A 17380-nucleotide genomic window follows, 5' to 3' on the forward strand; every position below is an offset into this window, starting at 1 on the left:
CAAACAGGGCCAGCAATGGCCCTGTTTGCTTTCAGAGCATTGTGCGAAAAGTGGGAACTGGTTTTCGCAAAAACAATGCGACAAAACAAAAGCTTAGAGCAGCGGGCCTGCATCCGGTTTAACGCACGCTGCTCTAAGGAAACAGGATCATGGAGCGCTGCTCCATACCTCGCCGGGGCCTTGAGGCTCCAGACCCCATTGAATGGATTTCTAAAGAAAAATGGGGGCTTGGGGGCATCGCCACCAAACGGGTTCGGGCGGTAGCCCGCACTGATGCCACCAACTGTTGTGCACTCTTGTGCCTTGCGTCATCGGTCAGAAAAGCGCAGATAAGACCCACCTGCCTTGTCTTCCATTCGTTCTCTTTACGGTGATTGGCTGCCATGCTCGTTGTTCTTTCCCCGGCCAAGGCGCTGGATTTTTCTCCCGCCCCTGCCTCGCTGCCCCACACCACACCGCTGCTTGGTGATGATACCGCTGATCTCGCCACCGTCACCCGCACCCTGACCGCAGGCGACCTGCGTCGCCTGATGGATATCTCGGACGCACTGGCCGACCTTAACCACGCCCGCTTTCAGGCGTTCGGCAGCCCGGTCGCTGGGGAAACCGCCAAACAGGCGGCGCTGGCCTTTGATGGTGATACCTACACCGGCCTCGATGCCCCCTCGCTCAGTGCCGACGACCTGGCCTGGTCACAGGACCATCTGCGCATTCTGTCCGGCTTTTATGGCGTGCTGCGTCCGCTCGACCTGATCGAACCTTACCGTCTGGAGATGGGCACCAAACTGCCCACCAGCCGGGGGAAAGACCTGTACGCCTTCTGGAAAGGACGACTGGCGCCATTGCTGGATCAGGCGGTGGCCGGGCACAGCACCCCGCTGATCGTCAACTGCGCCTCGACCGAGTACTTCAAGGCCGCCGAAGAAAAGACCCTCATCGCCCGCGTCATCACTCCGGTGTTTCAGGAACTCCGCGATGGCAAGGCCCGCGTGCTGGGAATGATGGCCAAACGCGCCCGTGGCATGATGGCCCGCTACATCATCACCAACCGGCTGGAAAACCCGCTTGATCTGCAAGGCTTTGACCTCGGTGGCTATCGCTTCCAGCCCGAGCTGTCCGATCCGCTCGACAGCCCGAAACACAGTCTGAGCTGGGTGTTCAGCCGCCCGCAGCCTTGAAAAATCTACACACTGTTTTCATTCCGTGGAGTTCACAATGTCCAGCCTGGCCTTTCTTGAACACGGCGATGCCTCCCGCCCGCCGTTGCTGATTCTGCACGGCCTGTTCGGCTCTGGCCGCAACTGGGGAACCATTGCCCGCAAACTGGCCAACAGCTATCACGTCTTTGCCCTTGACCTGCCGAACCATGGCCGCAGCGAATGGACCGCCGGGGCGATGGACTACCCCTATATGGCACAGGTCGTTGCCAACTGGATGGATGAGCATGCCTTGCCCTCGGCCACGATCATCGGCCACTCGATGGGGGGGAAGACTGCAATGCAGCTTGCCCTGCTGCACCCCGAGCGGGTGGACCTGCTGGTGGCGGTCGATGTGGCCCCGGTGCCCTATGGTCCGCGCGAACACGGCGGCTATATCAAGGCAATGCAGGACGTCACCCTGACCGGCATCAGCCGCCGGTCAGAGGTCGAGGCGCTGCTGGAAGACACCATCACCGAAACGATGATCCGCAAGTTCCTGATGCAGAATCTGGTACAGGATGAGGGCAGCGAGCAGTTGCGCTGGCAGATCAATCTGGATGGTCTGGCCGCCAGCCTGCCCGCCCTGATGGACTTTCCGCTGCCGGAAGATGTCGAGCCATTCACCAACCCCAGCTTCTTCCTCGCGGGCGGAGCCTCCAACTACGTCCTGCCGGACTACGAATCGGCCATCCGCCGCCTGTTCCTCGACCACGGGCTGTACCGCATTCCCGGTGGGGGTCACTGGCCGCACGCCGAAACGCCGGAGATCTTCATGGAACAGGTGATGGGTTTCCTTGACCGCCATCGGGGATAGGGCGTGTGCCCATGACAAAACCGCCGTGCATCGGCTGTGATGCACGGCGGCCTGAACAGGGATTGTTTCTGTAGCGTCCGCCGGCTCGACTGGCAACCGCTCCAAACGATACCACTCCGGTCAGTTCTAAATCATTCGCGGAGGGGCTTACAGAAACAACCAGCACCGATGCTGCCGTCTCCGCCTGCCCTGCGACCAGTCAAGGCCCCTCGACCTCCATCGGGTAAGGTCTGAGGATGAACAGGACATACGAAGAGGTTGTTTCCGCAGCGTCCGTCGGCTCGGCTGGCAACCGCCCCAAACGATACCGCTCCGGTCAGCTCTCAATCATTCGCGGAGGGGCCTATGGAAACAACCACCGCTGATGCTACGCCTGTTTTGCCCGCCAGACAAGCGAATGAGACATCACCCCGGCAGCAATTCGTCAGCCAGAACCGGCCGTAGCAGGTCATTCTGTCCCAGCAACGGCCGCAGAGCTTGGGCAAAGTGCCCCGCCCATGCCTTGGCCCCGTCGGTATCTCCGATCAAATCCTGCCGGATTTCAACCCCGACATGGGCCAGCCCCGCCGGTTCGGCATGGGTGTTCAGGGTGTGGGCAATCTCGCGCCCGGAATAGGGCTGGTTATCACCAACGCACCAGCCCTGCTGCTGCAAGGCCGATTGCAAGGCGGTAAACAGGCGGCCATCACGGTTCCACAACAGCCCGACATGCCATGGCCGGTCGCACCCGGCATCCTTCAGGCAGGGGGTGAAGCTGTGCATTGCCACGATCATCGGCGTCCGCCCCTGCAGGCGCTCGCAGGATGAAATCACCACGTCGGTAATTGCCGCATGATAAGGATAGAAAATCGCCTCGCGCCGGGCGGCACGATGGATTTCCGTCAGTCCGAGGTTGGCCGGGATCACCGTGCCGTCGCTTGTCTCCGGCATTGCCGTGCCGTCGTGCGGAGCCCGGTTGCAATCGACCACCAACCGCGAGTAATTGCACAGTACCGCCGGGCAATCGAGCGCCATCGCCAAATGGCGCGTGACCTCAGCAATGCCGATGTCATAGCCGATATGACGATCCAGCTCACCCGCGGGTAACCCCAGATTATTCAAGGCATGGGGCACACGGTTGCTGGCATGGTCACAGACCAGCACTAACGGAGCTTGCCCAAGAGGATTGATCACCTGACAGGCGGCCGGTTCGTCGGCGGCCAGCAGGCGATGGGCCAAATCCCGATGGTTACCCTTCAACGCAGCAGCCTCTCCGCCAACAGCACGGGACCGCTGCACATGAGCAAAAGCAGAAGAAGAGGTCATTGGACAGTGACACTCCGGCAAGGAAACAAGGGGGGATGCGAGGCTGCATTTCACGAAGCAACCGTATGCGTGACAAATCTATCACGGCACGCCCCTGCTTGACCATAGTTGCAGTGCAGCACCCACCAATGCGGCAGGGCAAAAGAGGGAACCTCTGGCACCGCAGTGCTCCCGGCCAAATCCAGTCGGATTCGTCGGCCTTATCCCTGCTTTATGCTAAAGGCGTCCCGCCCCGCATCGGCAAACTGGAAATCAGGGCCGTTTCCCTGTATGGCCTGCTCAGCCCGCCAGCACCTTTTTGATCAGAAAGCATCGCCATCACCATGAGTACCGTGTCCTCTGCCGCCCCTCACCCTGCGGCCTCTGTCGTCAAGCTGGCCCTTCCCGCCCTGATGCTGGGAGCAACGGCCATCGGCTTTGCCCCGATCTTCGTCCGCCTGTCGGAAATCGGCCCGGTTGCCACCGGCTTTTGGCGTCTGGCGCTGGCATGGCCCCTGCTGTGGGTGTGGATGCTGTGGGAACAACGGCAGGCCAGAGCCAAGGGGATGCAGGTCCGCCGACCACAAACCGTACAGGATTGGGTCCGGCTCAGTATTCCCGGTCTGTTCTTTGCCGCTGACCTGGCGGTCTGGCACATCGCCATTACCCTGACCACCGTCACCAATGCGACCTTGCTGGCAAATTTTGCCCCGGTGTTCGTCGCCCTGTTTGCCTGGATCCTGTTCTCGCACCGGCCCACCCTGACCTTTGTTGTCGGGATGGTGATGGCCATGGTCGGGGCCATCACCCTGATGGGCGACAGCCTGAGCGTGTCGCGTGATCACTTGTCCGGCGATGCCCTTGGCCTTTTGACCTCGGTCTTTTATGCTGGCTACATCCTGTCGGTTGGTCGCCTGCGCAGCCTGTATTCCACCGCCACCATCATGACCTGGAGCGCGGTGTCCAACATTCTGATCCTGTCAGTGGTTTCCTGGGCAATGGGGGAATCCCTCTGGCCGCAAAGCTCCTACGCCTGGTCGGTACTGATCGGGCTGGCCCTGATTTCCCACGTCGCCGGGCAAAGCCTGATCACCTTTGCCCTCGCCCACCTTCCGCCCGCTTTCAGCTCGGTCAGCCTGCTGTGGCAACCCGCCTGCGCAGCTTTATTAGCCTGGCTTTTGCTCGGTGAAAGCATGTCGCCGTGGCAGGGAATTGGTGGCCTGATCGTTCTGGCCGGTATCCTGATTGCCCGCCGAGCCAGTCAAAAAGTCTAAAGACCATCGGCTAAAGCTTTCTTTGGGCAGAAGAATTTTGTGATGGTCCGATTAAACCGACTCTCTGCGTGCGGATTTCGGTTACCATCGGACACAGGAACGAGCTATAGTTTCCTTCCATATTCTTCTGCCCAGGGACGGTCAATTTCGCCATGAGACGCACAAGAAACGCTAAGATTATTGCTACGCTTGGCCCCTCCAGCAGCACCCCCGAGGCAATCGAGAGCCTGTTTCGCGCCGGTGCGGACGTGTTCCGGCTGAATTTCAGCCACGGAACCCACGAAGACCACAAGAAACGCTATGACATGATTCGGGCGATCGAAAGCAAGCTCGGCCGCCCGATTGCAATCCTGATGGACCTGCAAGGCCCCAAGCTGCGCGTCGGCACCTTTGCCGAAGGCCGCGTCGAGCTGCTGCCCGGCACCACCCTGCGCCTTGACATGGACCCAACCCCCGGCGATGCCAGCCGCGTCGCCCTGCCCCACCCGGAAATCTTTGCCGCCATGCAGATCGGCACCGAGCTGCTGATGGATGATGGCAAAATCCGGGTTCGCGTTGAAGAACACGGTGGCGACTTTGCCCTGACCCGCGTGCTGGTCGGCGGGCCGCTGTCCGACCGCAAGGGCGTCAATGTCCCCGGCGAAGTGCTGCCGATTTCTGCCCTGACCGACAAGGACCGCCGCGATCTGGCCTTTGGTCTTGATCTGGGGGCCGACTGGGTGGCCCTGTCGTTCGTTCAGCGCCCGGAAGACGTCGCCGAAGCCCGCAAGCTGATTGCCGGGCGGGCAGCGGTGATTTCCAAGCTCGAAAAGCCGTCGGCGATTGACTATCTCGATGAAATCGTCGAGCTGTCCGACGCCATCATGGTCGCCCGTGGTGACCTGGGGGTCGAAAGCCCGCCGGAAACCGTGCCGATCCTGCAAAAGCGCATCATCGAATGCTGCCACCGCATTGGCAAGCCGGTGGTGGTCGCCACCCAGATGCTGGAAAGCATGATTTTCGCCCCGACCCCGACCCGCGCCGAAGCATCGGACGTGGCCACCGCCATTTATGACGGTGCCGACGCGGTGATGCTGTCGGCGGAAACGGCCTCGGGCAAGTATCCGCTCGACGCGGTGGCGATCATGAACAAGATCATTCACACCGTCGAACAGGACACCACCTATTTCCGCATTCGCGACAGCGAGCGCGAAGACCCGGAAAGCACTGCCGCCGACGCCATTGCCGCCGCCGCCAGTCAGGTGGCCGCCACCATCGGCGCCAAGGCCATCGTGACCTTTACCTCGTCCGGTTCGACCACCCTGCGCGTTGCCCGCCAGCGCCCGAAGGCTCCGATCCTCAGCCTGACGCCGGAAAAAAGCACCGCCCGCCGTCTGGCTCTGGTGTGGGGGGCCCACTCGGTCGAAGTCGAAGACCTCGCCTTCTTTGCCGACATGGTACGCCGGGGCTGCAAGGTCGCCCGTCACGACGAATTCGCCGCCCTCGGCGAGCGGGTGGTGATCGTGGCTGGCGTTCCTTTTGGCACACCGGGGACCACCAATATCCTGCGCATCGCCTGGATCGACGACGAAGTGTAAGACCACCCTCGACCAATCCGCGCCCGGCACTTTTTTAAGCATGCTTAAAAAAACATCCGTGCGCGGATTGTGGATAATCTGCTACAGTCTGTCCACCTGTCGGAAAGGGCCACAAAAGGCCTCTGGCTGCTCCCCCAATATGTAGCCCCGTGAGTGGAGAAGATGGATGCAGTCTGTAGAACAATTCCTTGTCTATGCCGCGCGCCTGGAACAGGAAGCCGCTTTGCGCTTTGATGAACTTGCCGACATGGCGCAAACCTTTGAAAACCGCGAGGTCGAACAGTTCTTCCGCCAGATGGCGACGTTCTCGCGCATGCACCTCGACGAAGCCCGCCAGCGCGGCGGCTTCCACGACCTGCCGGAGATTGGCCCCGACGGCTTTGAGTGGCCCAGCATCGAAAGCCCCGAAGCCGCAGCCATCTGGGGTGCCGACCCCAACATGGATGTCCAGCAGGCCCTCGCCCTCGCCCTTGAGGCCGAAAAAGGCGGGCTGGCCTTTTATGCCAAGGTGCTGGCCGAAACCAGCGACCCGGAAATCAAGGCGATGGCCGAAGAGTTCGTTGCCGAGGAAAGCGAGCACGTCGCCGCCATTGAAAAATGGATCGCCCGCGCTGCGGCCTGATCAGGAAGGGAAACAGGATGTGGAGCGCTGCTCCACACCTCGCCGGGGCCTTGAGGCCCCGGACCCCATTTTATGGCATTCAAAGAGAAAAATGCTCGGCAATCAGGGCCACAACCTGTGAACTGTGCGTCACGGCCAGATCGTGGCCTGCATCGGGCAGGACATGCAGGGTAGAATTCATCAGCATCTGCCGAAGCCGCTGCCCCACCACCGGCGGGCTGATGCGGTCCTTATCCCCCCATAGCAACAGGGTTGGGATCGAAAGTTCTGCCATCCGGTCTGATAAATCCTCGACCGGATCGGCAATCCAGCGGGCCGCCTGCGGAAAAGCGGCGAAATATTCGGGCCGCCAGTCTTCGCCTCCCAGATCGGCCACCGGCACACCGCCCGAAGTCACGGTCAATACCAGACGGTTGACCAAATCCGGCATCGCCAAAGCCAGCCGGATAGCAATCACCCCACCCATCGACTGGGCCACGATGTTCACCGGCTGCTGCATGTGCCCGGCAACCAGTGCCACCAGATCATCCAGCCCGGCAATGCGGGGATCGGCAGGCTCATCCCCCAGACCGGGCCAGGACAACAGCACCGCCTCATCGATCACACCGCGCTGTTGCAAAGCCGTCGCCACTGTCTGCCAGAATGAGGCACTCCCACCGGCCCCCGGCAGAAACAGCGTTTTACACGGTGCCATGACGTCCCCTTTCAGAAAATATCCGACAACCATACGACGCCAAAAAAGTCAGCCCAAAGCATAAAAAACGGGGCCTGCCCTGCACAATGGCAGAGCAGGCCCCGTTTCCGTTTACACCCGCCAGCTTATGCCGCTGCCTGCGCCGCCGGAGCGTCTTCGTTCAGCATCAACAGCGAGGCATTGCCACCGGCAGCGGTCATGTCCACCGACAGCGAGCGCTCGACCAGATAGCGGTGCAAGGTCGCCGGGCTGACCGGGTCGCTGTCCACCGGAATGATCGCCCGCGGACGCGCCGCCAGCGTTGCCACCGCCTGCGGCAGGTCGCCTTCCAGACCGGCGGCCTGCAGGTCCAGCGAGGTCAGCAGGGCGCACAGCTCTTCCTGATTGGCGGCATGGACGGTCGCCAGATCACTGGGCACAGCGGCGGTCTTCAGCAGGGCCGACAGGGCCGAGGCCAGCGAAGCCACCCCGGCAGCCACCACCCGGTTGCCACCGGCCAGGGCCGCCGCCACCCGCAGGACAAAGCCGCTGAAGCTGCCATTCTGGGCGGCAACCACCGCCACCACCCCGCGCGGATGAACGGACATTTCGTTCCGTTCGCCGGTCGGGCCGGGCAGCGCGAGCGGCTTGGCGGTTTCTTCCAGCGTCTGCGCCTGCAAGCGGTTCAGGCCATCCAGCGACAGCGCCACCTGCTGGGCAGCCTGCTCGGCACTGACCGCACCGCCATCGCGCAGCAGGGTCGCCGCCACCGTTGCCGCCTGCGACGACAGGGCCGACAGCAGCGACTGCACCAGCGCCACCCGTGCCTCAACTGCCGCCGGACGGGCCGGAGCATGCAGGGCCAGAGCTTCCGCTGCCCGGCCCAGCGCCGCCGAGCTGGCCGGAGTCAGGGCCGCAGGCAGGCTGCTGGCCGCCACGCGGGCCGCCTGCTGGGCCAGATCGGTCCCGGCCTGCGCCTGCGGAGCCACCTGTTCGGCAAAGCGGCCAAAGCGGGTCAGATAGTTCGGGCCACCGGCTTTCGGGCCGGTCCCCGACAGACCTTCGCCACCGAACGGCTGCACACCAACGACCGCGCCGATCATCGACCGGTTGACATAGGTGTTGCCAACGGCGCTGGCGGCCTGAATGCGGCGGGCATTGGCATCAATGCGGGTGTGGATGCCCATGGTCAGGCCATAGCCGGTATCCCGCACTTCGCGCAGGATCGCTGGCAACTCGCTGGCCTGATAGCGCACCACATGCAGGATCGGGCCGAACACTTCGTGCGGCAGAGCCTTCAGGTTGCTGATTTCATAGGCGCGCGGCGCAAAGAAGGTGCCGTTGCGGGCATCGCTGCTCAGCGGGCTGGTGGCGATCAAACGGGCCTCGCGGTCCATCCGCTGGGCATGCTTTTCCAGCGCCTCCAGCGCCGGAGCATCGATCACCGGGCCGACATCGGTATCCAGACGGGCCGGATCACCGACGCGCAGTTCTTCCATCGCGCCCTTCAGCATCTTCATGATGCCATCGGCGACATCGGTCTGCACGTACATCACCCGCAGCGCCGAGCACCGCTGCCCCGCCGAACCAAAGGCTGACAGAACCGCATCGCGGATCACCTGTTCGGGCAAGGCCGAACTGTCAACGATCATCGCATTCAGACCACCGGTTTCGGCAATCAGAGGGATCGACTGACCGCGCCTGGCCAGCGTGCGGTTGAGGATATGGGCAACCTCGACCGAGCCGGTAAAGGCAATGCCAGCCACCCGCTCATCGCTCACCAGAGCCGCACCGACCGTTTCGCCCAGCCCCGGCACCAACTGCAACGCACCAGTCGGAATACCGGCGTCGTGCAGCAGGCGCACCATCGCGGCGGCCACCAGCGTGGTCTGTTCCGCCGGTTTGGCCACCACGGTGTTGCCGACCACCAGCGCCGCCACCACCTGACCGGTGAAAATGGCCAGCGGGAAGTTCCACGGGCTGATGCAGACGAACACGCCCCGGCCCTTCAGGCCAGCGGCGGCCTGCTTGCGGGCTTCGATGGCGTAATAACGCAGGAAGTCCACCGCTTCACGCACCTCGGCCACGCCATCGGGCAGGGTCTTGCCCGCTTCGCGCAGGCACAGCGACATGAATTCAGTCATGCGGGCTTCCAGCGCGTCGGCGGCCCGCTCCAGAGTGGCTGCCCGGTCTTCCGCCGAGGTTGCCGACCATGCCGGGAACGCCGCCTGAGCCGCCGCCATCGCGGCCTTCGCCTCGTCCACGGTGGCTTCGGCAGCATATCCAACCAGAGTATCACGATCCGCCGGAGACAGGACCGCCTTCGCCCCGGCAGTGCGTTCAACGCCGTTGATGATCGGGCCAGCCTTGGGCTGGGTCTGGGCGTGGGCGGTCAGGTCGGCAAACAGGCGCTCGTTCAGCAGGCTGTCGGACAGGTCCAGACCGCTGGAATTCCGGCGCTGTTGGCCGTACAGGGCCTTGGGCATCGGAATGTACGGGTGGCGCTTGCTGGCCAGAGCCGCCACGCGGGCCACCGGATCGGCAATGATGTCTTCGATCGGGGTCTTGTCGTCCACCAGCCGGTTGACAAAGCTGCTGTTCGAGCCGTTTTCCAGCAGGCGACGGACCAGATAGGACAGCAGTTCGGCATGCCCCCCCACCGGCGCATAAATGCGGCAGGCAATCCCCAGCCTGTCCGCTGGCGTAATCTCGTCGTACAGCTCTTCGCCCATGCCGTGCAGGCGCTGGAACTCGAACTGACGGCCCTGCGACAGCTCCAGAATGGTGGCAACGGTCAGGGCGTTGTGGGTGGCAAACTGCGGGAAAAACAGGTCACCATAGTCAAACAGCTTGCGGGCGCAGGCCATATAGGACACGTCGGTCGAAACCTTGCGGGTATAGACCGGGTAATCGGGCAGCCCCAAATCCTGGGCGCGCTTGATTTCCGCATCCCAATAGGCACCCTTGACCAGACGGACATTCATCCGGCGACCAACCCGCTTGGACATTTCCGCCAGCACGTCAATCAGCTTGTAGGTGCGCTTGGAATAGGCCTGAATGGCCAGCCCGAAGCCAGTCCAGCCATCGAGGGCCTGATTGCCATAGACCGCTTCCATCACTTCCAGCGACAGCTCCAGCCGTTCGGCTTCTTCGGCGTCAACGCAGAAGCCGATGTCATAGGCCTTGGCAATCTTGGCCAGTTCCAGCGTGCGGCGGGTCAGAATATCCAGAACCTGCTCACGCTTGGCGACTTCATAGCGCGGATACAGCGCCGACAGCTTGACCGAAATCCCCGGACCGGCAATCACGCCACGACCGTTGGATGCCTTGCCAATCGCATGGATCGCCTGCTCATAGGAGACATAATACTTCTGGGCGTCTTCCTCGGTGCGGGCGGCCTCACCCAGCATGTCAAAGGAATAGCGGTAGCCGCGCTTTTCGCTGTCGGCACCACGCTCCATCGCTTCGGCCATCGTGCGACCCAGCACAAACTGCTTGCCCATGATGCGCATCGCCTGCCGCAGAGCCTGACGGATCACCGGTTCGCCCAGACGCGACACCAGACGACGCATCACCCCGTTCGGCGCATCGGTCGGCAGGTCGCCCTTGCCCAGAATGCGCCCGGTCAGCATCAGGCCAATGGTCGAGGCATTGACGAAAATCGACGACGAGTTCCCCAGATGCTTTTCCCAGTCGGTCCCGGCCAGTTTGTCGCGGATCAGCGCATCAGCCGTATCGCTATCAGGGATACGCAGCAGGGCTTCGGCCAGGCACATCAGCACCAGACCTTCCTGCGTTGACAGGTCGTATTCGTGCATCAGGGCATCCACACCGCCCTTGCGCAGACGATTGTCCCGCACGGACTGGATCAGGCTGCGGGCACGCTGGCGGATCTGTTCCTGCCGCTGCGGATCATTGATGCGCGCGGCGGCAACCCGTTCACTGACCACCGCGTCTTCGTCACGGCGGTAATCAGCGGCCAGAAAATCACGCCAGGACGGCGTCGGAGTGTGGTGCAGCATGTGATGGCCTCCCGAAGACCTGTCTGTCCATATTTGATATGGGTACCCTGAAGGGGCGATTTCATGTGGTACCCTCAAGGTACCGTGTCGCCCTTCCCTAACAGAAAGCTCCGCAGAATATCTCACTTTTGTTTTGCGATTTTTTAGGATAAGATGCGATCAGTAACGCAATATGAAGGACGAAAGGTCTATAATAATGCCTGATAGCAGACGAATCGACGCTATCGATCTAAAGATCCTCGACGAGCTGCAACGCGACGGTCGAATCAGCAATGCCGAGCTGTCGCGTCGGGTCAATCTGTCCCCCACGCCCTGCCTCGAGCGGATGCGCCGCCTGGAACGGGAAGGCTATATTTTAGGGTATACCGCCGTCCTTGATCCACACAAGCTTGGTCGCAGCCTGTCGTGCTTTATCGAGGTCGGGCTTGATCGCACCACCCCCGAGATTTTCGACCAGTTCCACGAAGCGGTCAGCCAGCGCCCGGAAGTGCAGGAATGCCACATGGTGGCAGGTGGCTTTGATTACGTCCTGAAGGTCCGTCTGCCGGACATGGCCAGCTATCGCACGTTCCTGGGGGACGTACTGGTATCCCTGCCCGGGGTCAAGGAAACCCATACCTATGTGGTGATGGAAGAAATCCTGTCGCGGGCCACCATTCCGCTGAATGCCATCGTCGGGGAATAACTGTGTATTCTTTTGAATTACAATGATCCTTTCGCAAATGGGGATTCGCAAGAATCCCCATTTGCGTTTCAAGGCGACGCCATTACGAACACAGCTGTATCAGGCAAAATCCAGAACCAGCAATTCAACGGTCAGGTTCCCATCCCCCCTGAGATAGAATGGCATTGACAATTTGCTTACTTACAAGAGATGCCGCGTATGGAGAGATGTGATTATCATCAACATACAGGGCTCTTTTGTCACGAATAGCATAGCATTCTTCCGAAGAACAGAAATATTCTGCTGGATCAATAACAATAACCTTGTCCGGCAGCATTGATTTAATCTCATCAAAACCAATATACATGTCCCTCCAGCTTTCCAAAGATCTCGATGCGACAGGAGCACTGATATATTTTAAATTATCATATATGTACTTATCAATATGATGCATAATGACAGGTGCCTGCATAACATAAATCACCACCTTATTTCTCTTTAGAAAGCTATCCACCATTCTATTCATACTACTTATATATTTACTATCCATAACATAACCATCATTTCTATATGAAATAACAACGTATTTGATATTCTCATTATGATTAATATCATCAATTACTTTATTATGCCACGCTGCACATATTCCGTGAGCATCATCAGTAAGCTCATAGCACCCACCAATCGCGTACTGGATGACACTCATATTACGCTGAGCAACCTCTTTCCCCAGCTCGGGGCTAATGGGCGTCGCATGACTATTACCAACCACGGCAATAGCCACCCCTCCATCTGGATTATAGACACACGGGGCCCTGTTAATAGACTGCACTGAGTCATCTCTGGAATATTGACATCTTTCAGCCGCATCATCCAGATTAGAACTCATGAAAACTGATGCCTGATCATCATTAAACCTTTGCTTCATGAAGCCATGACTTATATGACCGCTGGCACCAATAGCAACCATCCCCGCAATGACCACAAAACTTGATAAAAAAACAACCTTCCTACTAAGAAAATTTTTGTTTCTGAGAGGAGTTTCAACAAATTTCCAGCTAAGGACAGAAAGCAGAAACGTTACAAAAACAAGAATCCCGATCATAGGCACAGACAAATCCTTAGAACCAATTATCCTTGAAAATACAAATAACGGCTGATGCCAAAGATAAGCCGAATAACTAATCAAACCAATGAAAGAAAGAGGCGCTACCCCCAGAGTTCGCCCAACGACATGATCATTCGATGAAAAAAGGATAACCAGCATAACTCCGACGACAGGAATAGATGTATAGACTCCAGGGAATGGAGTTTCTTCACTAAAGATAAAAAATGAAGAGAGAATCATTACAATTCCCAAAAATGAGAGTATAGCAGACTTTGGCAATGACCTTCTATAAAGTATCCATGCACACAAAGAACCAGATACAAGCTCCCATACCCTCGACGGCAGAAGAAAGAAATTTGCTGCACTATCTTTATTAATAATATACAAGCTAAATACAAAGCTTGATACCATAAGAGAAATAATAAATGCAATAACAATACCTTCCCTCTTTTTCAGAAGAAAGCAAAAAAACAGCGGGAAGAACAAATAATATTGTTCTTCAACCGCTAAACTCCATGTGTGTATCAGAGGCTTAAGAGAGCTATCCGCATCGAAGTAACCAGCTTCATGCCAAAACAAAAAATTTGACGCCGATACACCAGCAGCGGCAAAGCTCTGCGCAAAGTCTTTCATCTGATTTGGCGAAAGACAAAAAACAGATACAAATAATGATAAAAATGAAACAAGGAAAAAAGCTGGAAGTATTCGACGAAACCTACGTTCGTAAAATGAAATAAAACTAAACTTTCCATTAATTGTTTCAAATATTATTATGCTCGTTATCAAGTAACCACTAATAACAAAGAAAACATCAACACCAATAAAGCCGCCAGAAATGACGCTGCCCATCGCGTGAAACGCAATAACAGAGACAACAGACAAGGCTCTCAACCCATCAATGTCTTTTCTATATTCCATATCACCCACCACTAATTGACTTAATTCAAGCAAGTGAGTGAGAAAAAAATTCAATCATACTTCCACACAAACAAAGCGTCCGCAATTATCTTCTTTTCAAGCAATCCTATTGAGGTGATCTGCCGAAATATTTGCAAACGATTTCACCTAATGCATAAAAATACATTGGGAAAGGGCAAGTACAATCAAACAATCTTCATGAGTTCACTTACACGGATTTTTCGCCAAAATACGGACGAGCCAGAATTTTGTAAAGATAATTCCAGGCAAAATAACCAATCAGGATCTTAATCAGAACAAATAACGAATTAAAACATAGGGGATACAGATCGAAACATCATATGTATACAGTTGGAAATAGGTGTCAAATCAGTGATCGGATATTGACACATCACATTATGAAGATGACCCCGGTCATGTTGGCAAAGGTTGGCGGCCAGAGCTTTACAGCGACCAGAGGCGGCGAAACCAGAGACATAGACCGAATTCCATTTGCCGTAACGTTCGTGCATGTCCCGCCATAGGCAGCCGCCCCGTAGCACGTAAAGTAGCCATTGATAAAGCGCCGACTGTCGTGGGAAGGACGGCAGCCACGCCCTCGCTCGGCGGGCAGTAACTCACCGATGCTTCCCCGTTCGTCAGATAGCCACGCATACCACTGACCTCCGCAAAGGCCAGGTTTGAGACACGTCCGGGCAAGTTTGAAAAGCCTCGTTGTCCACAAGGCCCGAGATCCTCAACCATCATCGAAAAGACCGTTAAAAATAGAAATCTCTACTTGCTGGTTGCGGTGAACACCCCATCCCAGTCTTCACCCGGAGGAGCCGCACGATACGCTGCCAGACGCTCGTCATACAGGTGATACAAACCCTCCAGCGACAGACCAGCGGCCACAGCCAATTGCTGACAGGTGACCTTTGCCTGCTCTGAACGGTCCCACTGCTGCGCCCGATAGGCTTCCAGCATCTGTTCATGGGCTTTGCGCAAGGCGACAAAGGCCTCCGAGGCCGCCATCGTCGCGTCTCCCAACAGGGTAAAGATGCGAACCGGCAACGTCTTGCCCTTCACCTTGATCAAATCGAGTTCCAGTACCGCAAAATCAGGGGCCTCGTGACAGGTCGCCTCGCCAATCACTACCGTAACACCATAGGTCTTTGACTGGCCTTCCAGACGAGATGCCAGGTTCACGCTGTCCCCCAGCACCGAATAGTCAAAGCGTTGGTCAGACCCCATGTTGCCGACGCAGACATTGCCCGAGTTCAGGCCAATCCCGACATTCAGCGGGAAATAGCGGTTGCCCTTGGCGTCGGCCTCGGCTTTCAGCTCGACATTGACCTCTTTCATGCAATCAACCATCGCCAACGCCGACCGGCAGGCATTGCTGGCGTGCTCGGCATCATCCAGCGGAGCATTCCAGAAGGCCATGATGCAGTCGCCCATGTATTTGTCGATGGTGCCGCGCCGGTCGAGGATGACGTTGGTCATCGGGGTCAGAAAACGGTTGATCAGCCGGGTCAGACCTTCCGGGTTATCGCTGAACTGCTCGGAAATGGTGGTAAAGCCGCGCACGTCACAGAACAGCAGCGTCATGTCGCGCATTTCACCACCCAGCTTCAGGCGGCTGGGGTCTTCGGCCAGACGTTCGACCAGTGCCGGGCTCATGTAGCGGCTGAAAGCATCACGCACCTGCCGCTTTTGCGCTTCTTCGCGCGCATAGTTGGAATAGGTCAGATACATATACAGCATCACCGCGGTCAGAACCGGATAGACCGGATCGTACAAGGTCAGCTCGTGGGCAAAATACCACCACGACACCCCCAGCGTGCCCAGAATGAACACGGCGAGGATCACCACCGTCAGACGGGCACCGGCCAGCGGCACCAGAATGATCATCGCCAGACCGGCCAGCGCGGTCAGCACCAGCTCTTTACCCACCGCGTCGCGCGGGCGGTTCAGCTGGGTCTGCTGGATGATGTTTTCCAGAATGTTGGCGTGGACCTCCACCCCCGGCAAAAAGCTGTCGAGCGGCGAGGATTTAATATCGAGCAGGCCCACCGCCGACGTCCCGAGCAGGATCAGATGGTTGGCGATTTTGTCGGCAGGAACCGTCCCGTTCAGCACATCCAGCGCCGAAACATATTTTTCCCGGTCATAGCGGGAGAAATACACCCAGGTCTGCGCCTGCGCATCGGTCTTGATCAACAACCGGCGAATGGCCAGCTTTTCAACCCCGTCCTGCTCGGCGGTTCGCACCGCCACCGTCGGGGTCTGGGTGGCCACCCGCAGCATTTCTGCCGACAACGACAGATAGCGGGTGTCGCCCGCCAATGCCAGCATCGGAACCCGCCGCACAATGCCATCCAGTTCACCGGCAATATTGAACAGGCCCCGCCCGGCGGCGGCCTGATCCAGCACATCAATATTGCGCAGAACGTCAGCATAGCGATTGAGCCAGGGATTGGGGTCCGGTCCGATCACCGCCACCGATGACACCGGGGCAGAGCTGTTGTCCTGTTCGCCCTTGCTGGTGCGGGCCGACATCCCCAGCACCACCCGGCTTTGGGCGATGGAGTTTGCCAGCACCTGATCGTTGGATGGCATGGCGCCAAGGTGCTGGCGCACCGCGCTGTCCAGCCCCGGCAAGGTCTGGGCAATGGTTGAGGGAGACAGGCGGTCAGGTTCGGCAAACACAACGTCGAAGCCGATAACAAGCGCGCCCATGGCGGTCAGGCGGTCAACCAGCGCGGCTACCGTTGTCCGTGGCCACGGCCACTGGCCGATTTCGCGCAGGGATTTGTCATCCAGATCGACAATGGTCACCGGACGCTCGGTAATTTCGCGTGGCTTGATGCGCTGATAAATATCAAAGGTCTTGACCCGCAGCATCTGCAATGGCACCGGATCAACCACCCGCAACGCCACCAGCGCCACCAGCACCAGCAGCGCAATCAGTCGCCCGGAGCCGAACGACCCCCGCATCCCTTTGACCAGCCCGGAAAAGCGACGCTTGCGCGCCGGAACTTCAGCCTCGTTTACCGCCATGATCGTTCCTGTCAGGCATCCCCACTGTGCGGGAGTTTTAGCACCTGTCCGCACTCCTGTGCAAACATGGCAATACGAACGGTTGCGCCGCAGACACAGGCAGGTGAATTTTCGGTAAGCCCCTTGACCAGCAGGACGACCTCCTGTTCCCTGACCCTTCAGGTTTTTAAATCTCAGGTATCA

General features: G+C 58.4%; 11 protein-coding genes. 6 read left to right on the plus strand and 5 right to left on the minus strand.

The genetic code is table 11. The features are described 5' to 3' along the window. Positions 1-383 precede the first annotated feature (383 nt). Positions 384-1178, plus strand: a complete 795-nt coding sequence (gene yaaA, locus BW995_RS03860; protein ID WP_076398817.1) for a peroxide stress protein YaaA — start codon at positions 384-386, stop codon at positions 1176-1178. 37 nt (positions 1179-1215) lie between these two features. After that, positions 1216-2013: an alpha/beta fold hydrolase gene (locus BW995_RS03865; RefSeq protein WP_076398818.1), complete on the plus strand. Its 798-nt coding sequence runs from the start codon at positions 1216-1218 to the stop codon at positions 2011-2013. Between the two features lie 405 nt (positions 2014-2418). Here the strand turns inward: BW995_RS03865 and BW995_RS03870 are convergent, their stop codons facing one another. Continuing rightward, positions 2419-3318: an N-formylglutamate amidohydrolase gene (locus tag BW995_RS03870; RefSeq protein WP_084194545.1), complete on the minus strand. Its 900-nt coding sequence runs from the start codon at positions 3316-3318 to the stop codon at positions 2419-2421. A gap of 323 nt (positions 3319-3641) precedes the next feature. Between BW995_RS03870 and BW995_RS03875 the strand changes: the two genes are divergently transcribed. The 3 genes from BW995_RS03875 to BW995_RS03885 all read left to right on the plus strand — a co-directional run bounded on the left by BW995_RS03875 (position 3642) and on the right by BW995_RS03885 (position 6770). After that, complete coding sequence (locus BW995_RS03875) at positions 3642-4571, plus strand: DMT family transporter (protein WP_076398819.1); 930 nt, start codon at positions 3642-3644, stop codon at positions 4569-4571. A 152-nt stretch (positions 4572-4723) separates the two neighbouring features. Further along, entirely contained in the window at positions 4724-6148 is a 1425-nt protein-coding gene (gene pyk / locus BW995_RS03880; protein WP_076398820.1) for a pyruvate kinase, read from the plus strand. Between the two features lie 166 nt (positions 6149-6314). Further along, entirely contained in the window at positions 6315-6770 is a 456-nt protein-coding gene (locus BW995_RS03885; protein WP_076398821.1) for a ferritin-like domain-containing protein, read from the plus strand. Between the two features lie 79 nt (positions 6771-6849). On the opposite strand, the gene BW995_RS03890 is transcribed toward BW995_RS03885, so the two are convergent. Beyond that, on the minus strand, positions 6850-7464 hold the full coding sequence (locus tag BW995_RS03890) for an alpha/beta fold hydrolase (RefSeq protein ID WP_076398822.1): 615 nt from the start codon (positions 7462-7464) through the stop codon (positions 6850-6852). 125 nt (positions 7465-7589) lie between these two features. Beyond that, positions 7590-11465, minus strand: a complete 3876-nt coding sequence (gene putA, locus BW995_RS03895) for a bifunctional proline dehydrogenase/L-glutamate gamma-semialdehyde dehydrogenase PutA (RefSeq protein ID WP_076398823.1) — start codon at positions 11463-11465, stop codon at positions 7590-7592. 196 nt (positions 11466-11661) lie between these two features. Here putA and BW995_RS03900 point away from each other — a divergent pair, with 196 nt between their 5' ends. Further along, positions 11662-12150: an Lrp/AsnC ligand binding domain-containing protein gene (locus BW995_RS03900; RefSeq protein WP_175616969.1), complete on the plus strand. Its 489-nt coding sequence runs from the start codon at positions 11662-11664 to the stop codon at positions 12148-12150. Between the two features lie 124 nt (positions 12151-12274). Here BW995_RS03900 and BW995_RS03905 read toward each other — a convergent pair whose 3' ends face one another. Both BW995_RS03905 and BW995_RS03915 read right to left on the minus strand, forming a co-directional pair. Next, the gene (locus tag BW995_RS03905; protein ID WP_076398825.1) at positions 12275-14209 is read right to left on the minus strand and encodes an acyltransferase family protein; all 1935 of its coding nucleotides are present in this window, start codon (positions 14207-14209) and stop codon (positions 12275-12277) included. 720 nt (positions 14210-14929) lie between these two features. After that, positions 14930-17197 carry a CHASE2 domain-containing protein gene (locus BW995_RS03915; protein ID WP_084194546.1) on the minus strand — a complete coding sequence of 756 codons (2268 nt, stop codon included), beginning with the start codon at positions 17195-17197 and terminating at the stop codon, positions 14930-14932. Positions 17198-17380: the final 183 nt, after the last annotated feature.

This window comes from Insolitispirillum peregrinum (assembly GCF_900156605.1).
GTDB classification, from domain to species: Bacteria; Pseudomonadota; Alphaproteobacteria; order Rhodospirillales; family Rhodospirillaceae; genus Insolitispirillum; species Insolitispirillum peregrinum.